General features: G+C 74.4%; 22 protein-coding genes. 5 read left to right on the plus strand and 17 right to left on the minus strand.

The window, feature by feature from the left end:
* Nucleotides 1-12: 12 nt before the first annotated feature.
* The 4 genes from AB3388_RS14785 to AB3388_RS14800 all read right to left on the minus strand — a co-directional run bounded on the left by AB3388_RS14785 (nt 13) and on the right by AB3388_RS14800 (nt 2,145).
* The gene (locus AB3388_RS14785) at nt 13-693 is read right to left on the minus strand and encodes a hypothetical protein (protein ID WP_495406039.1); all 681 of its coding nucleotides are present in this window, start codon (nt 691-693) and stop codon (nt 13-15) included.
* A 15-nt stretch (nt 694-708) separates the two neighbouring features.
* Nucleotides 709-1,386: a hypothetical protein gene (locus AB3388_RS14790; protein WP_495406040.1), complete on the minus strand. Its 678-nt coding sequence runs from the start codon at nt 1,384-1,386 to the stop codon at nt 709-711.
* Complete coding sequence (locus AB3388_RS14795; RefSeq protein WP_495406041.1) at nt 1,383-1,703, minus strand: antibiotic biosynthesis monooxygenase family protein; 321 nt, start codon at nt 1,701-1,703, stop codon at nt 1,383-1,385. The genes AB3388_RS14790 and AB3388_RS14795 overlap by 4 nt, the downstream gene beginning before the upstream one ends.
* Before the next feature lie 184 nt (nt 1,704-1,887).
* The gene (locus tag AB3388_RS14800) at nt 1,888-2,145 is read right to left on the minus strand and encodes a LuxR C-terminal-related transcriptional regulator (RefSeq protein ID WP_495406042.1); all 258 of its coding nucleotides are present in this window, start codon (nt 2,143-2,145) and stop codon (nt 1,888-1,890) included.
* Nucleotides 2,146-2,316: 171 nt separating this feature from the next.
* Between AB3388_RS14800 and AB3388_RS14805 the strand changes: the two genes are divergently transcribed.
* Together AB3388_RS14805 and AB3388_RS14810 are read left to right on the plus strand one after the other, a co-directional pair.
* Entirely contained in the window at nt 2,317-3,363 is a 1,047-nt protein-coding gene (locus AB3388_RS14805) for an AraC family transcriptional regulator (RefSeq protein ID WP_495406043.1), read from the plus strand.
* Between the two features lie 65 nt (nt 3,364-3,428).
* Complete coding sequence (locus tag AB3388_RS14810; protein ID WP_495406044.1) at nt 3,429-4,784, plus strand: diacylglycerol/lipid kinase family protein; 1,356 nt, start codon at nt 3,429-3,431, stop codon at nt 4,782-4,784.
* Between the two features lie 20 nt (nt 4,785-4,804).
* On the opposite strand, the gene AB3388_RS14815 is transcribed toward AB3388_RS14810, so the two are convergent.
* The 4 genes from AB3388_RS14815 to AB3388_RS14830 form a co-directional block, all read right to left on the minus strand.
* Nucleotides 4,805-6,484 (minus strand): SulP family inorganic anion transporter, encoded by a 1,680-nt coding sequence (locus tag AB3388_RS14815; RefSeq protein ID WP_495406045.1) that lies wholly within the window; start codon nt 6,482-6,484, stop codon nt 4,805-4,807.
* Between the two features lie 5 nt (nt 6,485-6,489).
* The gene (locus AB3388_RS14820) at nt 6,490-6,741 is read right to left on the minus strand and encodes a three-helix bundle dimerization domain-containing protein (RefSeq protein WP_495406046.1); all 252 of its coding nucleotides are present in this window, start codon (nt 6,739-6,741) and stop codon (nt 6,490-6,492) included.
* Between the two features lie 97 nt (nt 6,742-6,838).
* Nucleotides 6,839-7,555, minus strand: a complete 717-nt coding sequence (locus tag AB3388_RS14825) for a CPBP family intramembrane glutamic endopeptidase (RefSeq protein WP_495406047.1) — start codon at nt 7,553-7,555, stop codon at nt 6,839-6,841.
* A 14-nt stretch (nt 7,556-7,569) separates the two neighbouring features.
* Complete coding sequence (locus AB3388_RS14830; protein WP_495406048.1) at nt 7,570-9,309, minus strand: alpha/beta hydrolase; 1,740 nt, start codon at nt 9,307-9,309, stop codon at nt 7,570-7,572.
* Nucleotides 9,310-9,415: 106 nt separating this feature from the next.
* Here AB3388_RS14830 and AB3388_RS14835 point away from each other — a divergent pair, with 106 nt between their 5' ends.
* Together AB3388_RS14835 and AB3388_RS14840 are read left to right on the plus strand one after the other, a co-directional pair.
* Nucleotides 9,416-11,398: an alpha/beta-hydrolase family protein gene (locus AB3388_RS14835; protein ID WP_495406049.1), complete on the plus strand. Its 1,983-nt coding sequence runs from the start codon at nt 9,416-9,418 to the stop codon at nt 11,396-11,398.
* A 56-nt stretch (nt 11,399-11,454) separates the two neighbouring features.
* Complete coding sequence (locus AB3388_RS14840) at nt 11,455-11,946, plus strand: hypothetical protein (RefSeq protein ID WP_495406050.1); 492 nt, start codon at nt 11,455-11,457, stop codon at nt 11,944-11,946.
* Nucleotides 11,947-11,952: 6 nt separating this feature from the next.
* On the opposite strand, the gene AB3388_RS14845 is transcribed toward AB3388_RS14840, so the two are convergent.
* The 8 genes from AB3388_RS14845 to AB3388_RS14880 form a co-directional block, all read right to left on the minus strand.
* On the minus strand, nt 11,953-12,324 hold the full coding sequence (locus AB3388_RS14845; protein ID WP_495406051.1) for a PLD nuclease N-terminal domain-containing protein: 372 nt from the start codon (nt 12,322-12,324) through the stop codon (nt 11,953-11,955).
* Nucleotides 12,325-12,411: 87 nt separating this feature from the next.
* The gene (locus AB3388_RS14850) at nt 12,412-12,954 is read right to left on the minus strand and encodes an LURP-one-related/scramblase family protein (protein WP_495406052.1); all 543 of its coding nucleotides are present in this window, start codon (nt 12,952-12,954) and stop codon (nt 12,412-12,414) included.
* Nucleotides 12,955-13,111: 157 nt separating this feature from the next.
* Nucleotides 13,112-14,179 (minus strand): YeiH family protein, encoded by a 1,068-nt coding sequence (locus tag AB3388_RS14855; RefSeq protein WP_495406053.1) that lies wholly within the window; start codon nt 14,177-14,179, stop codon nt 13,112-13,114.
* Nucleotides 14,176-14,763 carry an RBBP9/YdeN family alpha/beta hydrolase gene (locus tag AB3388_RS14860; protein ID WP_495406054.1) on the minus strand — a complete coding sequence of 196 codons (588 nt, stop codon included), beginning with the start codon at nt 14,761-14,763 and terminating at the stop codon, nt 14,176-14,178. The genes AB3388_RS14855 and AB3388_RS14860 overlap by 4 nt, the downstream gene beginning before the upstream one ends.
* Complete coding sequence (locus AB3388_RS14865; protein WP_495406055.1) at nt 14,760-16,085, minus strand: MFS transporter; 1,326 nt, start codon at nt 16,083-16,085, stop codon at nt 14,760-14,762. Before AB3388_RS14865 ends, AB3388_RS14860 begins: the two co-directional genes overlap by 4 nt.
* 180 nt (nt 16,086-16,265) lie before the next feature.
* Complete coding sequence (locus AB3388_RS14870) at nt 16,266-17,318, minus strand: beta-keto acid cleavage family enzyme (protein ID WP_495406056.1); 1,053 nt, start codon at nt 17,316-17,318, stop codon at nt 16,266-16,268.
* A 31-nt stretch (nt 17,319-17,349) separates the two neighbouring features.
* Nucleotides 17,350-18,267 carry a TauD/TfdA dioxygenase family protein gene (locus tag AB3388_RS14875; RefSeq protein WP_495406057.1) on the minus strand — a complete coding sequence of 306 codons (918 nt, stop codon included), beginning with the start codon at nt 18,265-18,267 and terminating at the stop codon, nt 17,350-17,352.
* A 42-nt stretch (nt 18,268-18,309) separates the two neighbouring features.
* The gene (locus tag AB3388_RS14880; RefSeq protein WP_495406058.1) at nt 18,310-19,299 is read right to left on the minus strand and encodes a quinone oxidoreductase family protein; all 990 of its coding nucleotides are present in this window, start codon (nt 19,297-19,299) and stop codon (nt 18,310-18,312) included.
* Between the two features lie 218 nt (nt 19,300-19,517).
* Here AB3388_RS14880 and AB3388_RS14885 point away from each other — a divergent pair, with 218 nt between their 5' ends.
* A complete protein-coding gene (locus tag AB3388_RS14885; protein WP_495406059.1) occupies nt 19,518-20,528 on the plus strand; it encodes an AraC family transcriptional regulator in 1,011 nt (336 codons plus the stop codon).
* On the opposite strand, the gene AB3388_RS14890 is transcribed toward AB3388_RS14885, so the two are convergent.
* Nucleotides 20,482-21,543: a carboxylate-amine ligase gene (locus tag AB3388_RS14890; RefSeq protein WP_495406060.1), complete on the minus strand. Its 1,062-nt coding sequence runs from the start codon at nt 21,541-21,543 to the stop codon at nt 20,482-20,484. The two genes, AB3388_RS14885 and AB3388_RS14890, sit on opposite strands and share 47 nt — an antisense overlap.
* Nucleotides 21,544-21,553 lie beyond the last annotated feature (10 nt).

Consider the following 21,553-nt stretch of genomic DNA (forward strand, 5'->3'; position numbering starts at 1 on the left):
GGCCTCATCCTGCTACAGGGTGAGGATCCACCCGCTCCCGCCGTCGTCGTCCCAGACCTCGGTGTCCTCCTCGGGGCGCGGGCAGCCGGCGCGCACCAGGTGGAAGGCGTACCGGACGTCGGCTCCGCGTGGTCCCCACACCAGCCCGCGGAAGACGTGCGGCAGCGGCTGAGCCTGCACGAACTCGTAGATGGGCGCCGGCTCCGGCGGGGCGCCGGCCCCGGCGTCCTCGAAGCCCAGCCCGTCCATCGCCGTCGCGGTGTAGTTCGGCGCGGCGAGCCGGGCGTCGCCGGGCGAGACGCCCCAGGCGATGCCCACGTGCGTCCACCGGCCGGCCTCGTCGGTGAAGGTGATCTCGCGGGCCACGATCTCCTCCGTGAACACCGGCGAGCTGAGCCACTCGGTGCCCCGCACGACGTAGAAGAAGTGGTGCAGCAGGTACTCCCGGCTCCCGTCGTGCTGCCGGGGCGCCTCGATGACCGCCGTCCGCAGGCCCGGGGAGGTCTCGTTCGGCGTCAGCACCCGGGTGTCCGCCGACTCCCAGTCCGGTTCCTCGCCGGGGGCGGTCCAGGCGAAGTGCAGCTGCACCATCTCGATCCCCGGCGCCGGGTCGAACCAGGTCTTGCGCAGGGCGAACAGCTGCTCGGTCTCGGTGCGGCGGGCCTCGGTGAGGGCTTCGGGCAGTTCGGTCAACGCAGATCCCCGTCCCTAGAGATGGTGCACCCACCAGCTGTCGCCACCCGGCGCGGACCGGCCGCCCGGGCCCAGCCAGAACTCGTCCTTCTCGTGCGGCGGGTACATCCGGCCGACGTGGTACTGCTGCACGAGCGTGGCCCCGCGCGGACCGTACATGCGCGACTGCCAGCGGTGCGGCCGCTCCATGGCCTGCAGCATGTGGAACTTGTCGTGGTGGAAGCGCTCCTTGTCCCAGTACGTGTAGTACTTCGTCGACCGGAACTCGGAGTCGGCCGGGAACCGCGGGTCCTCCATCGGGCTGTAGACCGGCGCGGTCCAGTCCCCCACCGACCAGTAGATGCAGATGTTCGTCGTCCACCCGTGCTCGTCGACGTACTCGAGGTCGCGGTAGACGATGTCCTCGCTGAACAGGTCGGTCGTCCAGCGGTGCCCGTTCTGGAAGACCTCGAAGTAGTAGTGGAACCGGTACTCGAGGCTGTGCCGGCCGTTCTCCATGTCCCAGACGTGGCGGGGCATGCGCAGCACCTTGAGCCGGTTGCGCGGATAGCCGCCGCGGTCCTCCAGCACCCGGGACTCGTGCCCCCAGGACCAGTCGGGCCACTGCCCGGGCGGCGTGTTCACGTAGTGGATGACGACCTGCTCGACGCCGTCCTCCTGGTCGGTCCAGCCCTTCGGGTAGTACCAGCTCACGGCCGGCCGCCCCACCCGGTCGCGCCGTCGCCGTCCCCGATCACCTCGTAGGTGCGGATGCTGGGCGTGCCCATCAGCAGCTCCGGCAGCGCCCGGTAGAACTCGCGGGTCACCTCCTGGTCGAGGTAGCGCTGCATGTCCTCGGCGGTCGCCCAGCTGGAGACGGCCAGGACCTGGTCACCGCTGCGCAGCGCCTGGGAGAACAACGCGCCGGGCGCCCCGGCGACCACGTGGTCGTTCTGGGTGACGAGGAGCTCGGCCACGCGGTCGATGCTCCCCGGGCGGGCTTTCGCCTCGAGGATCCGGAAGACGGCCATACGACGCCCCTCATCGGCCGATCGGCGCACACGATGGGCCACAGGTTAGGGGCGCGGCCACCGCCGCGCAGGTCATGCGCCGGGACGCCGGCCTCGCCAGGCGAACGCGCCACGGACCGGAGGCCCTCTGTCGCCCGCCTGGCGAGGTGGGCCCAGTGTGGCAAACAGTCGCGGTGCCCGCCGGTCAGTCGGCCGGCCGGCGGGGCGGGGGGATGTGGACGACCCCGAGGCCCCGCGCCGCGCAGACCGCGGCCCCCCGGTCTGCGGCGTCGAGCTTGCGCTGGACGCGGCGGATCCGCGTGCGCGCGGTGTTGCTGGAGACGGACAGCAACCGGGCGATCTGGGCCGTGGACTTCCCGTCGACCAGGCTCCGCAGGAGCTCGACGTCGCGAGGGGTGAGCGTTCCCGGATCGGCATGGACGCCGGCTGTCGGACAGGACATGAGGTCCTCCGAGAGAGCAGCGGAGCAGGCTTCGGTCTCGAGCCTCCCGAGTGGAACTGGGCGGTGCGTAATTCGGCGGCGCACCAGCGAATGTAGGCAACACTCTGCAGTGTCGCTTTACTGATCTGCTCGCGCGACTTACCTTTTCGCACATCGCGGAGGGAACCTGCGATGGGGCCTCGGATCCGAACCAACACGCTCACCGGCTACGCCCGGCTGGCCCGATCGCTGGGGCTGGACCCGGCGGCGCTGATGACCGAGGCGGGGCTCGGCCTCGCCGACCTCGACGTCCCCGACCGCTGGATCCCCGCCGCGCCCGCCGGCCGGCTGCTCGAGCTGTCCGCGCGGCGTGCGGACTGCCCCGACTTCGGCCTGCGCATGGCCGGGCTGCGCCGCCTCGGCACCCTGGGCCCGCTCAGCGTCGTGCTGCGCGACGAAGCGGACCTGCGCAGCGCCGTGGACCTGCTGATCCGCTACGAGCGCGCCTACAACGAGGCCCTCCACCTGCTCCTGCACGAGGCGGACGGGCAGGCGACGATCGAGGCCTCGCTCGACTTCGGGGAGCCCGCACCGGCCGACACGGCGCTCGACCTGGTGATGGGGGCCCTGCTGGGGATCATCCGGGCGCTGGTGCGCGAGGACTGGCAGCCCCTGTCCGCAGCCTTCTCCCGCCCACCGCCTCCGGATCCCGCGCCGTGGCACCGGCTCTTCGGGCCCCGGCTGGACTTCGGGCACCGGGCCGCCTGCCTGGTGTTCGGCGCGGAGGAGCTCCAGGCCCCGATCGCCGCCTCGGATCCGTCGCTGCGGCCCTACACCCGGGAGTTCCTGCGCACCGTCGTGGCGCCGCGGGCGCAGGTGGCGGCCACGGGGGTGGCGGAGGTCGTGGACGCGGTGGAGCTCCTGCTGCCGCTCGGGCGCAGCTCGGTCGAGGCGGTGAGCCGGCACCTGGGCGTCCGCCCCCGGGCCCTGCAGGGGTTCCTGGCCGCCCGCGGCGAGACCTTCTCCTCCGTCGTGCACGCCACCCGCGCACGGCTGGCCGAGAGCTACCTGTCGAACGAGCGGTACTCGCTGACCGAGGTGTCCCAGCTGCTGGGCTTCGAGGCGCCCAGCGCGTTCTCGCGCTGGTTCCGCCAGCAGTTCGGCACCAGTCCCACGCAGTGGCGGCGGACGGCGCTCGACGGGCAGCGCCCCGGGCCCCGAACCGTCCGGGAAGGGTGATCGCGCGCCGGAGCGGGCGCGCCACCATCGCGGGCGTCGAGGATCGGCCCCCCGGGAGGTGCGCGATGGACTCCATACGTGGCCGGCGGTGGTGTGCGCGGGGCTCCCTGGCGCTCGTCGCGGCGGCGTTCGTCCTCCTGCTGGCCTTCGCCGGCGAGGGCGGTCTCTGGCTGGTGCTGCTGACCGCCGCGGCGGTGGTCGTGGTGGTCGCCGCCGGCTTCTGGTTCCTGCTGCAGCGGGGCGCCCTGCGCTGGCTGGCGCTGGCCCTCGCCGTGGCCGCTCCGGTGGCGGTGCTCGTGGTGTTCGCGGTGAACCGGCTGCTCTGGGTGGCCGTGGTGGCCGCCGCGCTGCTGGCTGCCGGGATCGTCGCCGCCCGCGTCGCGCTGCGCCCCGACCCGTCGGAGTGGGCGCTCGCGGTCACCGACGCCCCGGCGCCGCGGCAGCCGTTCTTCGTCATGAACCCGCGCTCGGGCGGCGGCAAGGTCACCCGGTTCCGGCTGCGCGAGCGGGCCGAGGAGCTCGGCGCTGAGGTGGCGCTGCTGGACCGGCCGGGCACCGACGTCCAGCAGCTCGCCCGCGACGCGCTGGCCCGCGGTGCGGATCTGCTCGGCGTGGCCGGCGGGGACGGCACCCAGGCCCTGGTGGCGCAGGTCGCCGTCGAGCACGACGTCCCGTTCCTCGTGATCAGCGCGGGGACCCGCAACCACTTCGCCCTCGACCTCGGGCTGGACCGCGAGGACCCCGCACGCTGCCTCGAGGCACTGCGCGACGGCGTGGAGGCGCGGATCGACCTCGGCGCGATCAACGGCCGCCCGTTCGTGAACAACGCCTCCTTCGGCGCCTACGCCGAGATCGTGGAGAGCCCCGCGTACCGCGACGACAAGCGCGGCACCGCCCTCGACGCGCTGCCGGAGCTGCTCAGCCGCCGGCGCGGCGCGCACCTGGTCGCCGACGTCGGCGGGACGACGGTGGACGCCCCGCAGGCCCTGCTGGTGAGCAACAACCCGTACGAGGCGTCCGACCTCGCGGGGATGGGCCGGCGGGCGAGCCTGGACCGCGGGGTCCTCGGCGTGGTCGCCGTCCGCGTGGACAGCGCGCGGCAGGCCGTGGCGCTGCTCAACGGCGCGCACCGCCAGGGCCTGCGGCGGGCGGAGGCCCGTGAGGTCGTGGTGACGGCGGACGTCCCCGAGATCCCGGTCGGCATCGACGGCGAGACGGTGCGGCTGGCGACCCCGGTCCGGTGCACGATCCGGCCCGGCGCGCTGCGGATCCGGCTCCCCCGGGAACGGCCCGGCGTGCGGCCGCCGCGGGGCCGGCTGGACTGGGCGACGCTGTGGGATCTGGCGGCCGGCCGGCCGGTCGCGTTCGGCCGGCAGCCGGGCGCCGAACCCCCGACGCCCGTGGGCGTGGACGGCGCCTGACCCCGGCCGGAGGCCCGACCTCAGGCGGTCCGGTTCCGCAGGGCCTCGACGGCCGCCTCCACGGTCGGGAAGAAGTGCTGGGGCTCGATCTCCTCGGTGAGCCCGTAGCGCTCGATCTTGCGCCGCACCGGGTCCTTGAGCTCGGCGAACACCAGGGTCTGCCCGTGCGCGTCCAGCATGCGGTCCAGGTCGAAGAGCATGTCGGCGGCGGTGGTGTCGACGTCGGTGATGGGCTCGGCGGCGACGACGATCCACCGCGGGGCCGGCTCGGTGCGGGCCAGCGCGCGGACCTCGTCCCGGAACGTCGTGGCGTTGGCGAAGATCAGCGGCGCGTCGAACCGGTAGATGACCAGCCCGGGGAACCGGTGCGCGTCGGGGTACGAGCGGACGTCGTGGTAGCCGGCCAGGCCGTCGACCCGCCCGAGCGTCGTCTGGTACGGCCGCCAGGCACGGCGGAAGACGTTGAGGATCGACAGCCCGACCGCGATCAGGATCCCGGGCAGCACGCCGAGCAGGGCCACCCCGGCGAACGCGACCAGCGCCAGGCTGAACTCCGTCCTGCGCTGGTGCCAGAGGCGGGCGGTGGCCGGCAGGTCGGCCAGCGAGAGCGCCGCGGTGATGACGACGGCCGCCAGCGCCGCGTTCGGCAGCGCCTGGAACAGGCCGGGGAGGAACACGATCATCACGATCACCAGCGCGGCGCCGGTGATCCCGGTGAGCTGGGACCGGGCTCCGGCCCGCTCGGCGACCGCGGTGCGGGAGGCGCTGGTGCTGACCGGGAACCCCTGGAAGAGACCGGCCGCGAGGTTGGCCGTGCCGATCCCGATCATCTCCTGGTTGCCGTGGACCTCCTGGCCACTGCGCTCGGCGAAGACCGACGCCGTGGAGATGGTGTCGGCGAGCGAGACGAGGGCGATGGCGAACGCGCCGGCCACCAGCGGGGCGAGGTCGGACCACTCGATCCGGGGGAAGGTCAGCGGCGGGAACCCCTCGGGCAGCACCCCGACCAGGCTGACGCCCTGCTCCTCCAGGTCGAGCAGGCTGCTGAACGCGATGGCCAGCACCACCATGGCGAGCACCGCCGGCACCTTCGGCCAGAACCGCTGCAGCCCGAGGATCACCACGATCCCGCCGAGCCCGACCGCCGCCGCGGCCGGCACGACGTCGCCCTGCCCGACCCCTCGGACGAATCCCACCGCCTCGCCGATCAGCCCGTCGGCGTCGACGGAGAAGCCGAACAGCTTCGGCAGCTGGCCGACGATGATCGTGAGGGCCAGGCCGTTCATGTAGCCGATCATGGTCGGCTTCGACAGCAGGTCGGCGACGAAGCCCAGCCCGGCCAACCCGGCCGCGATCATGATGGCGGCGGTCAGCAGCGCGAGCATCGACGCCAGCGCGACCGCCCGCTCCGGGTCCCCACCGGCGGCGAGCAGCGGCAGGATCGTCGCCGCGATCATCGGGCCGAGCGAGGAGTCGGGGCCGAGGACGAGGATCCGCGACGGGCCGAACAGCGCGTAGGCGAGCAGGCAGGTGATCGTCGTGTACAGGCCGGTGATCGACGGCAGCCCCGCCAGCTCGGCGTAGGCCATCCCCTGCGGCACCAGCAGCGCGGTCAGCACCACCCCGGCGACGAGGTCCTTGACCAGCCAGGGACGGCGGTAGCCGCGGAAGGCCCGGACCCCGGGCGGGACGAACCGCACTCTTCTCACCCGCGGTGCACGGACCGGCCCCGCAGGCCACGGCAGGTCTCGCGCAACCTCTTCTCCACCAGGATCGGCACGAACGTCCGTACCGGGGCGGTCGCGAAGATCGCGAGCGCCTGCGCGGCCAGGCGGCGCAGCTGCTCCGGGTCCACGCCGTACTCGGCGTGCAGCCGTGCGACGAGCGGCTCGACGAAGGGCGCGCCGCCGATCGGGCCGTCGTCCTCGGGAACGACGACGGTGGCGGTCACGGACACGTCGCGCCTCCTCGCCCCATCGTTCTCGGGGGTATCGGCCGAGGGTCGCCTCCGGCGGGCGGGCGGGTCATCATCCGTGCGGGATGACGGCGTCCGGTCAGGCCGGGGCGTCCAGGCTGCGGGCCAGCAGCCCGAAGAGCACCCCGAGCGAGTTCGTGGCCCAGTGCGCGCCGGCACCGGCGAGCACGCTGCCGCTGCGCCGGCGCAGCTCGCCGAAGACCAGCCCGCCGATGGTCGTGAGCGCGACGGTGCCCACGACGACCAGGGCCGCCCCCGCCCCGCCCACCGCGTCGGCCACGCCGCGGTTGGTCCCGCCGAGGTGCAGCGACGGGTAGATGTGCCAGAGCCCGAACAGGAGCGAGGTCGTGACCAGCACCTGCCAGTCCCGCAGGTGGCGCGAGAGCATCCCCCAGAGGACCGAGCGGAAGGCGATCTCCTCCAGCGCCACGGTGCCGAGCGGGATGACGACGAAGGCCGTGTACAGGGCGTCGGGGAGCGGCAGGTCGTAGCGGACGTCCTGGAACGCCGGCCGGGTCGTCGGCGCGAGCACGCCGACGACGTAGACGCCGGCGACGACGGCGATCGCGCCGAGGCCCCACCGCACGCCGGGCCCCAGCCGGTCCCGCCCCAGCCCCAGCTGTGACCAGGACAGCCCGTCCAGGCGCGCCAGGGCGACGAGCGCGACCGCCTCGAGCGTGTGGACCCACCAGGGCGGGTGCAGCAGGTGGTCGGTGACGTTGATCGCGACGAGCGCGGCCACGACGGCGCCGGACATCACCCGGTGCCGCGCACGCCGATCGGCGGACGTGGTCACACGGGCGCCCCCGCTCACCCGACCAGCTGCCGCAGCCGCTCGGTGTCGGCGTCGGTCCAGCCGGGCGGCTGCGTGACGTCGGCCCACCCGTTCACGTAGTCGGCCTCGTACTTGTGCCCGTGCCCGTCGGGCACCCCGACGGCGAACACCATGTCGGCGGTGACCTGCCAGAACGTGACGAACGGGATCCAGAACATGCCTTGCGAGACGTCCGGACCGCGCTCTCCCCGCAGCCAGTCCGGCCGGTTCAGGATCAGCTGCGGCGACCACCACACGATCGGGTCCGAGGCGTTCTGCAGGTACACCAGCCGTGGCTCGCCCCACGGTGTCCCCGGCTTCGCGAGGTCGGGGGCCTCGTCGGCGAAGCGGACGGTGCGGCCGTCGTCGTAGACCGGCAGCCACTCCGGCGTGCCGGCGTCGCGGTCGGCGACGAGCCCACGCCACAGCTCGTTGAAGTTGGGCGGCCCGGCCCAGAGGACGCCGTCCGTGCGGTTCTGGATGTCGGCGAGCCCGCTGAAGGCCGCCTCCCCGCCGAAGGTGCCGAGGCTCTCACCGAAGACGTAGAGCCGCGGCCGGGTGCGCTCGGGCAGCTGCGACCAGGCGCCGTACACCGCGTCGAAGAGGGCGCGGCCGGCGTCGCGCGCCTTGGCCTGGTCGACCAGGAACGACAGCCAGCTGGGCAGGTAGGAGTACTGCATCGCCACCATCGCGGTGTCGCCGTTCCACTCGTACTCCAGCGAGGCGCTCGCCGCCGGGTCCACCCAGCCCGTCCCCGTCGTCGTGACCACGACCAGGACGGCGCGGTCGAAGCCGCCGGCGCGCTGGAGCTCGCGGACGGCCAGCGCCGCGCGGTCGGAGGCGTCGGCCGCCGACGCCAGGCCGACGTAGGCGCGGACGGGCTCGAGCGCGGGCCGGCCGGAGAAGCCGGTGAGCTCCTCCTGCGTCGGCCCCGAGCCGGCGAAGTTGCGGCCCTGCAGGCCCAGGTCGTCCCACGGCACCAGGGAGTCGGGGCTGCCGGAGCGCTCGGCCGCGGTGGGCTCGACCGCGCCCTCCTCGGTGCCGCCGTCCTTGACGCTGAACGCCGAGTTCGCCGCGTTGACCAGTCCCTGGAACAGCACGCCGTTGAGCAGGAAGACGACGAGGGCGGTGACCAGCACGACCCCGAGCAGCCGGCCCAGCCGGTCGGGCAGGAACCGGTCGAGCAGCCGGATGACCCACCGGGCCAGCGCCCGGACCCCGCGGCCGATCGCGACGAACAGCGCGAACACCAGGACGGCGACGAGCACGATGCCGCCCGGCTCGGACCATCCGGGTGGCTCCAGGCCCATCAGCTCGTGGATCTGCCGCTGCCAGCGCGCGCCCAGGATGAGCATGACCACGACGAGGACGACCCCGGCGACGGCGAGCACCTGCCAGGCGCGGTGCCGGAACCCGGCGGACATCCGGCTCTCGGTGAACTCCGCGACGAGCCAGGCGAGGGTGACGCCCACGCCGTAGCCGATCGCCGCAGTGAGGCCGGCGACGATGCCCTGGATCAGCCAGCCGCGCGGCAGCAGGGACGGCGTCAGCGAGAGGCACCCGAAGATCAGCGCGCCGACCGTGCCGCTCCAGGTGTAGCGGGGCAGCCAGCGCAGCCACCGGGGCAGGCGGCTGCGCACCCCCGTCCGCTCGTCGTCCGGCGGCTTCCGGGGCGGGGGAACGCGCGCGGCCTCCGTGCCGGCGGGGGCGGACGTCGTCGTCGGTTCCGCGGTCATGCCGAACCTCCGCTCGTGGGAGGCCCGACGCTAGGCGGCCCCGGGGGCGGCGGACTCCTACCGCGCGGATGACCCGCGGCCGCCCGGTGCGCTTCACGATCGGGACATGGCACGGACACCAGCGCGCATCCCGGATCGCAGCGGTGGACGGGCGGCCTCCGTCGTCCCCGACGTCGGGCTGGTCCTCGCCGCGGCGACCGCCCCGGGGACGTTCGCCCGCTCCCTGTCCCCGCGCAGCGCGGTCGACCAGGGGCTGGTGACCGGGCTGGCCACGGGGCTGCACTACCTGCTCGCGGCGGAGGCGCAGGACGTGCTGGAGGCCGCGGCGCGGTTCCTCGCCGACGGCGCCTCGCCGGCCGCCGCGCAGCGCACCCGGATCGCGGTCGACGCGGCGGCCGTCCCGCTCGGGCTGGCGGTGCTCCGGGCGCTCCCGTCCCGCCCGCAGGAGCCGGCGCTGCGGGGGCTCGTGCGCCAGGCGGCCTGGCGGCTCGGCGCCACGGGCCTCGGCGGTGCGGCGCTCGGCGCCGCCGATCTCGGCGCGCGCACCCTCGACCGGCGGCTGGGGCTGGGTGGGCGGCTCGCCCGGTTGCCCCTCGCCGTCCCCGTGGGCCTGGGGCTGGCGTACCTGGTGGACCGCCGCCGCACCGGGGAGGACGACGACGTCCCCGAGGACGACGCGAACGCCCCGGCGCTGTCCTCCCTCGGTGTCGCGACCGGCGTGGTCGCGGGGCTGACCGGCGTCGCCTACGGCGAGCACCTGCTCGCCGACCTGGCCGGACGCCGGCTGGCCGCGTGGTTCCCCGGGCCGGCGGAGCTCTGGCGGCTCACCGGCCACGCCGGGTTCCTGCTCGGCATCGGGGCCGGAGCGTCGGCCCTGTGGCACCGCGCCATGCAGCAGATCGAGACGGGGACCTCGGCCGACGTCCCGGTCCTCGAGGACGACGAGGCGACCCGCTGGGTGCCCCCGGCGTCCAGCGGCGGCCCCGGCAGCCTCGTCGACTGGCGGACCCTGGGCCGGGAGGGACGCCGCCACGCCCTCGCCGCGGTCCGCGCGCGCCCGGTGCCCACCCGCCCCGACGGCGTGCCGGACATGTCGATCGAGACCGTGATGGGCGAGCCGGCCCGGACGGTCCCCGTGCAGGTCTACGTCGGCCTGGACAGCGCGCCGAGCGCCCGGCAGCGGGTGGACCTGGCCCTGGCGGAGATGGAGCGCACCGGCGCCTTCGAGCGGTCGCTGATCGTCCTCGTCTCCCCCACCGGCACCGGCTACGTCAACTACGTCGCCACGGCCGCGCTGCAGTACCTGACGCTGGGCGACGTCGCCACGGTGACCCTGCAGTACTCGCGCCGGCCGTCGCCGCTGTCCCTCGGCATGGTCAAGGCCGCCCGCGAGCAGAACCGCCTGCTCTGGCTGCGGGTGCTCGAGCGCGTCCGCGCGAGCCGGGGCGCCCGGCCCCGGATCGCGCTGTTCGGCGAGAGCCTCGGCGCGCACACCAGCCAGGACGTCTTCCTGCACTGGGGCACGCTCGGCCTCGACGCGCTCGGCATCGACCGCGCGCTCTGGATCGGCACCCCCTACGGCAGCGGCTGGATGCACCAGGTCACCGGCGCCGACCGGCTCGACGTCGACCGGGACAGTGTCGCCGTCGTCAACGACGCCGCGCAGCTGGCCGCCCTCGTCGAGCGCCGCGGCGGGGTCCGGCCGCGGTTCGTGCTGCTCAGCCACGACAACGACGGCGTCACGAAGTTCGGCCTCGACCTGCTGTGGTCACCGCCCGGCTGGCTGGGCCCCGACCGGCCGCGGCCGGAGGTGGCCAACGGCGGGAGCCCCCGGGGGATCCCGCCCGGCATGCGCTGGCGGCCGCTCACGACGTTCTTCCAGAGCCTGGTGGACATGAAGAACGCGCAGGTGCCGGGCGCCTACCGGGCCTGGGCCCACGACTACCGCGCCGACCTGCCGCGCTTCCTCAGCGAGGTCTACGGCCTCCCGGTCTCCCCGGCGCAGCTCGCCCGCATCGAGGAGGTGCTGCGCCTGCGCGAGACCGTCCGCGAGCGGCTGTTCGCCGGCGCCCCGGCGCCCGCCGGCTGAAGCATCCTCCGCGGCGGAGGGTGCGCCGCCGGTCGTGCGGGCCCAGGCTGCCGCCCATGCGGACCAGCCTCGAGCAGCACCTCGGGTCCCGCCAGGTCGCCAAGGTCGTCTACGGGTCGATCATCGGCCTCGCGCTGATCGTCGCCCTGGAGAAGCACCCGCCGCCGCCCGGCGTCGAGACGGTGTGGCTGCTCGGCACCGCCCTCGCCGTCGGCCTCGCCGAGGTCTACGCCGAGGTCGTCGGGGTCGAGACGAGCCAGCGGCACAAGGTCACCCGCGCGCAGTTCCGGCACATGCTCCGCGACGCCGGCGCCGTGGGCTTCGGCGTCGCGTTCCCCGCGGTGTTCTTCCTGCTGGCGGCGGTGCACGTCCTCGACGAGCAGGCCGCCGGCACCGTGGCGAAGTGGACGGGGCTGGGGCTGATCGGCTTCTACGGCTTCTGGGCCGCCCGCTTCGCCGGCGCGACGCCGCACCACGCGGTGTTCAGGGGGGTGCTGGTCGCCCTGATCGGGGCCGGCCTCATCGCGCTGAAGGCCCTGGTCCACTGACCGGCGTCACGCCGGGCGGACCGGGCCGCTCATGTCCCTGCGGAACGTCGCCTCGTCGTGCAGCCCGTGGTACTGGCCGTCGCCGGTGACCGACCGCTCGTAGGCGTCCATGCGCAGCGCCGTCGCGCCCCTGCGCCGCAGCTCCCGCTCCCCCATCTCGCGGCTCTGCGAGGCGAGGTACACCAGCGACCCGATGATCGGCAGCACCAGCACCAGCACGGTCCAGCCGACCTTGCCCGCCGTCGAGACGTCGTCGCGGCCGAACAGGTCGCGGAAGACGACGAACAGCAGGTAGAAGAACAGCCCCCAGCCGACGAGCATGAGCATCGTCCAGAAGACGTCCAGCAGGGGGAAGTCGTCGCTCAGGGCCAAGATCATGCCGCACCTCCGGACGTCGCGTCGGGCACAGCGTGCGCCCGCGCGACGTCCGCCGCCCTCGTCCCGGCGGGGTGAAGAAGGCGGACCTCAGCGGTCCTCGTGGGCCATCATGTCCAGCGCCACGGTGGCGGTGAGGACTACGACCGGGTCCTGGTCCGGTTCCATCTCCACGCCGTAGGTGTCGGCGACGCGGAACCACCGCTTGGACACGGTGGCCACCGGCCTGCCGTCGGCCTCGAACGTGTACTCGTGGTCGACGATGTTGCCCTTGATGTCGAGGTCCCGCCCGTCGCGGGTCTCCACGGTCCACCGGTCCCGCAGCGGGGTGATCAGCGCCTTCTTCACCATGGCGATCCGGTGGCCGTCGGGGTCCTCGACCTCCATGGCGTCCCGGATCCGCGCCACCCGCTCCTGGATCTTGGCGAGCTCACGCCCGTCGGCGTCCTCGAAGCGCAGGGTCTTGCGCAGCCGCAGGGCCTTGCCGTCGACCTTGTAGACCCGCTGCCCGTCGTCGGTCTCGATCCAGTAGTCGTCGCCGATGGAGAACAGCCGCTGGCGCATCCGGTAGTGCACCCGGTGGTCGCCGTCCCGCCGTTCCTCCCGCCGTGCTTCCCGCCTGCCTCGCAGCATGACCGCCGCCTCTCGTCGGTGCTGCCCGGTCCGGGGAGCCCCGGCCGGGGAGCGCAGCATCGCGCGGCCGGATGGCCGCGGGCATCGTCCCTTTGGGGCGGATGGCCGTCGTCCCGGCCCGGAGCGGATCCGGGCCGGGACGCGGCAGGTGGGGTGATCAGGCGCCGAGCAGGAGGACGCCGGCCAGGGACACCCCGGCGATGAACAGCGTGGAGAACGTCGCGACCGCGAGCACCCGGCTGCTGCCCCGGAACAGCGAGGCGAGCCGGACGCCGGCGCCCATCCCGAACAGCGCCGCGCCGAGCGCGGCCACCTGCACCTGGGAGATCGCGCCGAGCGCCCCCTCGGGGACCAGTCCGACGGTGCGCAGCGCCGCGCAGGCCACGAAGCCGAGCACGAACAGCGGCACGATCGGCGGCCGCTTGCCCGCAGCCTCCCCCGGCTCGGCCAGCCGGCGCTTGACGCTGACCGCCGCGACCACCGGGGCCAGCAGCACGACCCGGGTCAGCTTGACGACGACGGCGACGGCCACCACCGCGGCGCCCCCGGCGCCGGCGGCCGCCACGACCTGGCCGACCTCCTGGATGCTGGCGCCGGCCCAGATGCCGAACTGCGCGTCCGACAGGCCCAGCGGGTGCCACAGCAGCGGCAGCAGCACCATCGCGATCGTCCCGAACAGGGTGACCATCGCGATCCCGACGGCGACGTCCTCGTCGTCGGCCCGTGCGGTGTCCTCCATCGCGGCGATGGCCGAGGCCCCGCAGATCGCGAAGCCGGTGCCGATGATCAGGCTGCGCGCCCGGCCCAGCCGGGCCCGGTTGCCCAGCCACGTCGTGACCACCAGCGTCGCGACCAGCGTGCCGGCCACCAGGGCGATGGTGCCCACGCCCAGCGCTGCGATCGAGGCGAACGAGACCGAGAAGCCGAGCAGGACGATCCCGATCCGGAGCAGCCGCTTGGTCACCCGCCCCAGCGCCTGCCGGGCCGCCGCGGGCAGCAGCCGGGTGTTGCCGGCCACCATCCCGAGGGCGACGGCCCAGGTGAGGACGCCGATCGCGGGGACGAACCGGTGCGCGAGGAGCGCGCCGCCCAGGCCCAGGGCCGCGGCGAGCAGGCCGGGCCAGCGCCGGGCCGGGGCCCGTCCGGCCTCGGCGGTGCCGGCCCCGTCCCCGGCCGGCGGCACCGCCGGCACGGGGGCGGGCCGGGCCGGGGCGGCGGCGGTCATGCCGGCACCAGCGCAGACTGCCGGAGCTCCGCGATCAGCCGCAGCGCCTCCGGCCAGTCGCCGTAGCCCGACGCCGGGTTGAGGTGGCCGACCCTCCCCAGCGGGTGCAGCCGGCTCCCCCACGCCCGGGCCAGCGCCCGCACCCGCACCGGGTTGCCCAGCGGGTCGTCGTCGCTGCTGGCGACGATGCTCGGGAAGGGCAGCGGCTCGCGCGGGATCGGCAGCCAGCCGTGCTCCTGCAGCAGCGAGAGCGACGGGTACTCCGACGGGAGCTCGAGGGCCAGCGCGGGCGGCGTCGCCAGGAGCGCCCCGGCGACCGGCCGGGCGTGCCGGGAGTGGCGGGCCGCCCAGTGGACGGTCACCAGCACACCGGCGCTGTGCGCCACCAGCACGACCGGTCCGTCGGCCTCGGCGACGGCCCGGTCCAGCAGGGCCACGCGGCGCTCGAGGGAGGGCTCGGACCGGCCGAGCGGGGCGATGACCCGGGCCTCCGGCAGGCCGGCCGCCAGCCGGGTCTGCCAGTGCTCCTCGACGTGCCCGCGCAGGCCGGGGACGAGGACGACGGTGCCGGTGCCGCGGGTCATCGGGTCACCGCCTGGGCGTTGACCTTGGCGAGGCTGCGCACGTAGTACCGGCGGCCGACGATCAGGGCGATCAGCGCGCCGACGCCCGCGATCGGGACGATCTGCATGGCACCGACCAGGCCCAGCTCGTCGGCCAGGATGCCGGTCACCAGCGGCCCGGCGGCGAGGCCGAGCAGGTTGTTGGCCAGCGTCAGCGTGCCCAGGGCGGTGGCGCGGATCGACTCGTGGGTCAGGTTGGAGACCATCGCCCCCGCCGGGCCGGAGGTGCCGGCCGCGAAGAAGACGCCCACCGCCAGGAGCACCAGCTGTGCGCCGCCCGGGTGCAGCGTGAAGCCCACGCCGAGGCAGACCAGCGCGGTCGCCGCGTAGCCGATGGCCGTCGTCCACTTGCGGATGGCGACCGTCCGGCTCAGCCGGTCGGTGACGGCACCGCACACGATCATGCCGACGCCCATGAACAGGATGGCGACCGCGGCGAGCCCGGCGGCCTTGTCCGGCGCCAGGCCGTAGGCGCGGCCCAGGTAGCTCGGCAGCCAGGCGAACAGCGACCCGGCGATGAACAGCTGCAGGCCGCTGCCGACGTAGGCGGCGATCACCGACGGCGTGGAGAACAGGGTGCGCAGCTTGGCGCGGCCTCCGGGGACGGCCGCGGGCTCGCCGTCGGCGACCTCGCGGACGCGGTGCTCCTCGAGCTTCTTGTCGCTGATCAGCGCCCGGTAGGCGACGACCAGGACCAGGCCGAGGATGGCCATCGCGGCGAACGACCAGCGCCAGCCGAAGTGGACCGCCAGCGCGCCACCGAGGGCGACGCCGACGACCGAGCCGAACGAGCCGCCGGCCATGAACGCGCCGGTGAACGACGCCCGCCGGTAGGCCGGGAACACGGCGAGGACGACGGCCAGGCCGACGCTGCCGTAGGCCGCCTCACCGACGCCGATGAACACCCGGGAGAGCATGAGCTCCCCGTAGTTCGCCGAGAGCGCCGAGCCCAGGGTGGCCAGGCTCCAGATCGAGGCCATCAGCACGATGGACCGCACCCGGCCCCAGCGGTCACCCAGCAGGGACAGCGGGACGGCGAGGAGCCCGACGGTCAGCGCGACGACGCTGGTGAGCGCCCCGAGCTCGGTGTCGGTGAGCGCCCATTCGACCTTGAGGAACGGGAAGACGGCGGAGAGGACCTGCCGGGACATGTAGTCCGACAGGAGGAGCCCGAAGGTGAGGGCGAAGACGAGCCAGGGGAAGTACTTCCGGGCCCGGGACGTGGGGGCCTGCTCGACGGCGGCCGTGCCGTCGAGCCTGCCCTCGGTGACCAGCGTTGCCATGACGACGCTCCAGTGCGACGAGTCGATCTCAACTGTGGAGGCTTCCGTCGGGCGACGGAAGGGAGGTCGACTGTCGAACCGGGTGGTCGTAGTCGACATGAGAGCGCGGGGTGCGGGCGCTCAGCGGTGGCGGGCCCGCACCCCGCGCGGACGGCGGGGGCCGTCGATCAGGCGGTGGGGTCAGGCGTGGTGCAGGAACCCGACCTGGCCCGGCTTGCGGTTCGGCGGGTAGCCGAGCTTCGCGAGCGCCTCGTCGGCGCTGCCCCAGTACTCGTCGAGCTGGTAGATCTCGCGGGCTTCCTTGCCCGTCGCGACCTCGCGGCCGAGCTCCCCGGCGATCCGGACGAGCTGGCGGACGGCGTCGGCGGAGGTGCACTTCTCACCCAGCCGCCCCCAGAGGGTGTCCTCGTTGCCGCAGCGGGTGTGCAGGCCCAGCGCCATCGCCATCGTGTTGATCGGCAGGACGTTGCGCATGATGCTCTCGAGCGTCAGCGACGCGCCGTCCGGCACGCGACGGATGAACTCCATCATCGTGTACGGGTTCGGCCCGTCGAAGCCGCCGCCGATCGCCACCCAGGTGATGTTCAGCGGGCCGGTGTACACCCCGCGGCGGACCAGCCGCTCCACGGTCTCCAGCTGCGCGGAGTGGGCCAGCTGGAAGTGCGGCTGGATGCCGTTGGCCACCAGGCGCCGGAGGTGCTCCTCGACCCACGCCGGGGAGGCGGGGACCTCCATGTTGCGGTAGGTCTCGTAGAGGTCCGGTCGCTGGAACGACGTCCCGGCGATGTCCGAGTCGGTCATCAGCTCGACGATGTTCATCTGCGACGTGTTGATCGCGATGGTGACCTGGTCGGGCTTCGGGTCGAGCTCGGCGAGCATGTGCCGGGTGTCGTCGGACAGCCACTTGGCCTCGGCGCCGTCGCCCTCGGGGGCGAAGGAGATCGAGCCGCCGACCTGCAGGATCATCTCCGGCACGGCCTCGCGCAGCCGGCGCAGCAGCTCGTTGAACTGCGACATCCGCTTCGAGCCCTTGCCGTCCAGCTCCCGCACGTGGATGTGCAGCACGGTGGCGCCGGCCTCCCAGCAGTCCACGGCCTGCTGGACGTGCTGGTCCATGGTCAGCGGGATGTCCTCCGGGAAGTCGGCGGGCTCCCACTCGGGGCCGTAGGGGGCCGCGGTGATGACCAGCTTCTCCTGGTTCTCGGGGAACAGGGAGTCGTCGAGGAAGTACATGGGATTTTTCCTTTCAGCCTTTTCTACGAATTCAGAAGGTGGGGGTTCCGACGATTCCCGCGCGCTCCATCCTGCGGACGGCGGGCCAGTAGTCCTGGACGGCGTAGTGCTGGGTGTTGCGGTTGTCCCAGATCGCGAAGCTGTTCGTCGTCCAGCGCCAGCGCACCTGGTACTCCGGGACCGACGCCTGGCGGATCAGGTAGTTGAGCAGCTCGCTCGCGCCCGGCGAGTAGTCGTGCCCGAACCGCACGTTCTGCGGCGTGTGGTAGTTCGTGAAATGCGTCGTGAACGCGTTGACGAACAGGACCTTCTCGCCGGTCTCGGGGTGGGTCCGCACGACCGGGTGCTCGGCGTCCGGGAACCGCTCGTGCAGGGCGTGCCGCTGCTCCTCGGGCATCGCCGCGCCGAAGCTGGCCTCGATGCTGTGCCGGGCCTTGAGCCCGTCGATCTGCTGCTTCACGTGCTCGGGCAGCCGCCGGTAGGCCTCGGCCATGTTCACCCAGATGGTGTCGCCGCCGACCGGCGGACCCTCCACGCAGCGGAGCACCGACCCGAAGGGCGGGGCCACGCGCCAGGTGGCGTCGCAGTGGAAGGCGTTCTCGTAGTGCTCGGGCTTGCTGTCGAGGTCCTTGTAGATGCGGACGAGGCCCGGGTGCTCGGGGTCGCTGCCGGCCACGGGGTGGTCCTCCAGCGGGCCGAACCGCTCGGCGAGCGCGACGTGCTCGGCGCGGGTGATGTCCTGGTCGCGGAGGAACAGGACCTTGTACTGCAGCAGCAGGGCCTTGAGCTCGGCGAAGAGCGCGGCGTCCCGGGACGCGCGGGCCAGGCTGACGTTGCGCAGCTCGGCGCCGATGGTCGCGGTCAGCGGGACGACCTCGATCGAGCTGGGGCCGGTGCGGAACGAGGGCCAGGCCTCGCGCTCCACGGGGGTGTCGACGACGACGGACACGGGATGTCTCTCCTCAGGGTGTGGGGTGGGGTGTGCTGCGGCTCAGGCGGCCGCGGGCTCGAGCGAGAAGACGCCGGAGCCGACGCTGCGGCCGGACTCCAGGTCGCGGTGGGCCCGGACGGCGTCGTCCAGGGCGTAGCGCCGGTTGATCTCGACCGCGATCCGGCCGGAGCCGACGTGGTCGAACAGCTCGCCGGCGAGGGCGGCGCGCTCGGCGGGATCGGCGATGTAGTCCGCCAGCGCCGGGCGGGTGACGAACAGCGAGCCCTTGACGGCCAGCTGCATTGCGTCGATCGGCGGGATCGGCCCGGAGGCCGTGCCGAAGCAGACGAGCAGGCCGCGCCGGGCCAGCGAGTCCAGGGACGAGGGAACCGTCGTCCGGCCGACGCTGTCGTAGGCGACCGGCACCCCGGCGCCGTCGGTGAGCTCCCGGACGCGGGCGGCGACGTCCTCGCGGGTGTGGACGACGGTCTCCCAGCAGCCGTGCGCCTTCGCGACGGCGGCCTTCTCGTCGGTGGAGACGGTGCCGATCACCCGGATGCCGAGCAGGGCCGCCCACTGGCAGAAGAGGAGGCCGACACCGCCGGCGGCGGCGTGCAGCAGCACGGTGTCGCCGGGCTCGAGGCGCGCGATCCGGCGCAGCAGGTAGGCCGTCGTCAGGCCGCGCATCGTCATCGCGGCGGCGGTCTCGAAGCCGATGGCGTCGGGGAGCTTGATCAGCGGCGCGACGTCCATGACCCGCTCGGTGCTGTAGGCGCCGAGCGGGCTGCCGGTGTAGGTGACCCGGTCGCCCTCGGCGAAGCCGGCCACGCCGGGGCCGACGGCCTCGATCACGCCCGCCGCCTCGACGCCCATCCCGGCCGGCAGCGCCGCGGGGTACAGGCCGGTGCGGAAGTAGGTGTCGGCGAAGTTGAGGCCGACGGCGGCGTGGCGGACCCGCACCTCCCCCGGGCCGGGCTCGCCGACCGGGAGCGACTCCCAGCGCAGCACCTCCGGTCCGCCGGTCTCGTGGAAGCGGATGCCCTTCGCCATCGGCAGTTCCTCCTTCTCTGGGCAGGCGACAGCACGGCGTGACGCGCGTGCGGTGCAGGTGTGGCGCGGCGGGGGTGGTCCTGGCCGCCGGGTCCGGAGCGCTTCTCCGCTGTCCGTGACGAGATCTACTGTGGCGGCGGCCGGACCCGGAGGCTGTACAGATCCGGACAACGGCCTTGCCCTCTTCGGACACCTGTGCTGCGGAGGAGGTGTGGCGCATGGGTCCGCTCGTCCGGTCCGCGACGCTCGACGGCTACGTCCGGCTGGCCCGGTCCTTCGGTCTGGACCCGGCCCGCCTCCTCCGGGCCGAGGGCATCGACGTCGCCGATCTCGCGGCGCCCGACACGTGGCTGCCGGCCGCGGCGGCCGCCCGGGTGCTGGAGCGCTCGGCCGAGCGGGCCGCCCGGGAGGACTTCGGCCTGCTGCTGGCGGGGCTGCGCCGGCTCGCCACCCTCGGTCCGCTCAGCGTGGTGCTGCGCCAGGAGCCGGACCTGCGCGGCGCGCTGCGGCTGCTCATCCGGTACGAGCGCAGCTACAACGAGGCGCTGCACCTGCGGCTCGAGGAGGACGGCGACCTCGCGACCGTGCGGCTGTGGCTCGAGTTCGGCGAGCCGGCACCGACGCGGCAGTCACTCGAGCTGGCGACGGCCGCCCTGCTGGGGATCGTCCGGGAGGTGCTCGGCTCGCACTGGCAGCCGCTGGCGATCTGCTTCTCGCACCGCCCCCCGACGTCGCTGGCCACCCACCTGGCGGCCTTCGGCCCGCGGCTGCGCTTCGGCCACGAGTTCACCGGGCTGGTCTTCTACGCCGGCGAGCTCGACGCCCCCAACAAGGCGGCGGACCCCCTCCTGCAGCCCTACGCCGAGCAGTTCCTGCGCGCGCTCGGCGACCCTCGGGCGGGCACGGTGACCGGCCGGGTCCGCGAGCTGGTCGAGATGCTGCTGCCGCTCGGCCGCTGCTCGTCCCGGCAGGTCGCGCAGAGCCTGGGGGTCACCGAGCGCACGCTGCACCGGCACCTGGCCGCGGAAGGACAGTCGTTCTCCGGGATCGTCCATGCCACGCGCGAGGCGCTGGCGGAGCGCTACCTCGCGACCGACCGCTTCTCGCTGACCGACGTCTCGCAGCTGCTCGGCTTCACCGCGCCGAGCGCCTTCTCCCGCTGGTTCCGCCAGCGGTTCGGCGTCAGCCCCACGCAGTGGCGGGCCACCGCCCGGGTGCCGACGGCCTGACGGGTGGCTGGACTGGCTGGACCCCCGCGTCCAGCCCCGCGGAGAGGTTGGCCAGGGCCTGGACGGCGACCTCCCGGCGGCCGAGCCGCCACAGGGCCCGCTGCCGGTCCGCGCCCGACCCGCGGCGCAGGCGCTCGGCCAGCAGGTCGGCGATCCGCTCCCGGTCCCCCGCCGCCGAGAGCGCCGGCGCGAGCGCGCGCAGGAGCTGGTCGACGACCTCGCGGGCCGGCGCGAGGCGCCCGTCGCCGGGGGCCACGACGATGGCGGCCTCCCCGCGCCGTGCGGCGGCACGCAGCGCGACGGCCAGCACGCGCTCGGGGACGTCCGGCGCCGGCCAGCCGGCGAGCTCGTCGGCCACCGCGGTGCCGACCAGGGCGCGGCACAGCCCGGTCACGAGCACCGCGTCGGCGACGGTCGGGCAGGTGTCGGGCAGCGCGATCTCCACCGTCGGACGGCGCGGGGACAGGCGGGCGAGGGCGCGCCCGCCCCGTTCGGGCTCGGAGGCCGGCGAGCGCCGATGGACGACGAACCGGTAGCTGCTCCAGCCGGTGTCGCGGCCGTGCCAGAGCGGGCTGTTGCCGGTCAGTGCGAGGAGCGCGGGCAGCCACGGCCGCAGGCGGCCGAGCACCGCTGCGCCCGTGTCGCGGTCGGGGACGGCGACGTGCACGCGGCAGGCGCAGGTCACCTCGGGGCCCGGGGCTCCCCAGGGCGGTGTGCCCGTGGCGACCAGGCGGGCCCCGAGGTCGGCCGCGGCCTGCGCGAGCACCCGCCGCGCCACGGACAGCTCCCGCGCGACGGCCGGCAGCTCGGTGCACACCGCGGTGCCGGTCCGGATCTGGTAGGCAGCGGGGCTACCCCGGGCGTGGGCCTCGGTGCCGAGCGCGGCGAGCAGCTCCGGCGCCACGCAGGCCGCGCTGCCGTCCGGCCGGAGCAGGAGGAACTCCTCCTCGACACCGACCGTCGGGACGGCCCCCGGGCGCAGGGCCGGCCGCGGCGCCCCCAGGGTGACGGTCACGGGGGGATCG

It is taken from the genome of Geodermatophilus sp. SMS 5-13, from assembly GCF_059428245.1.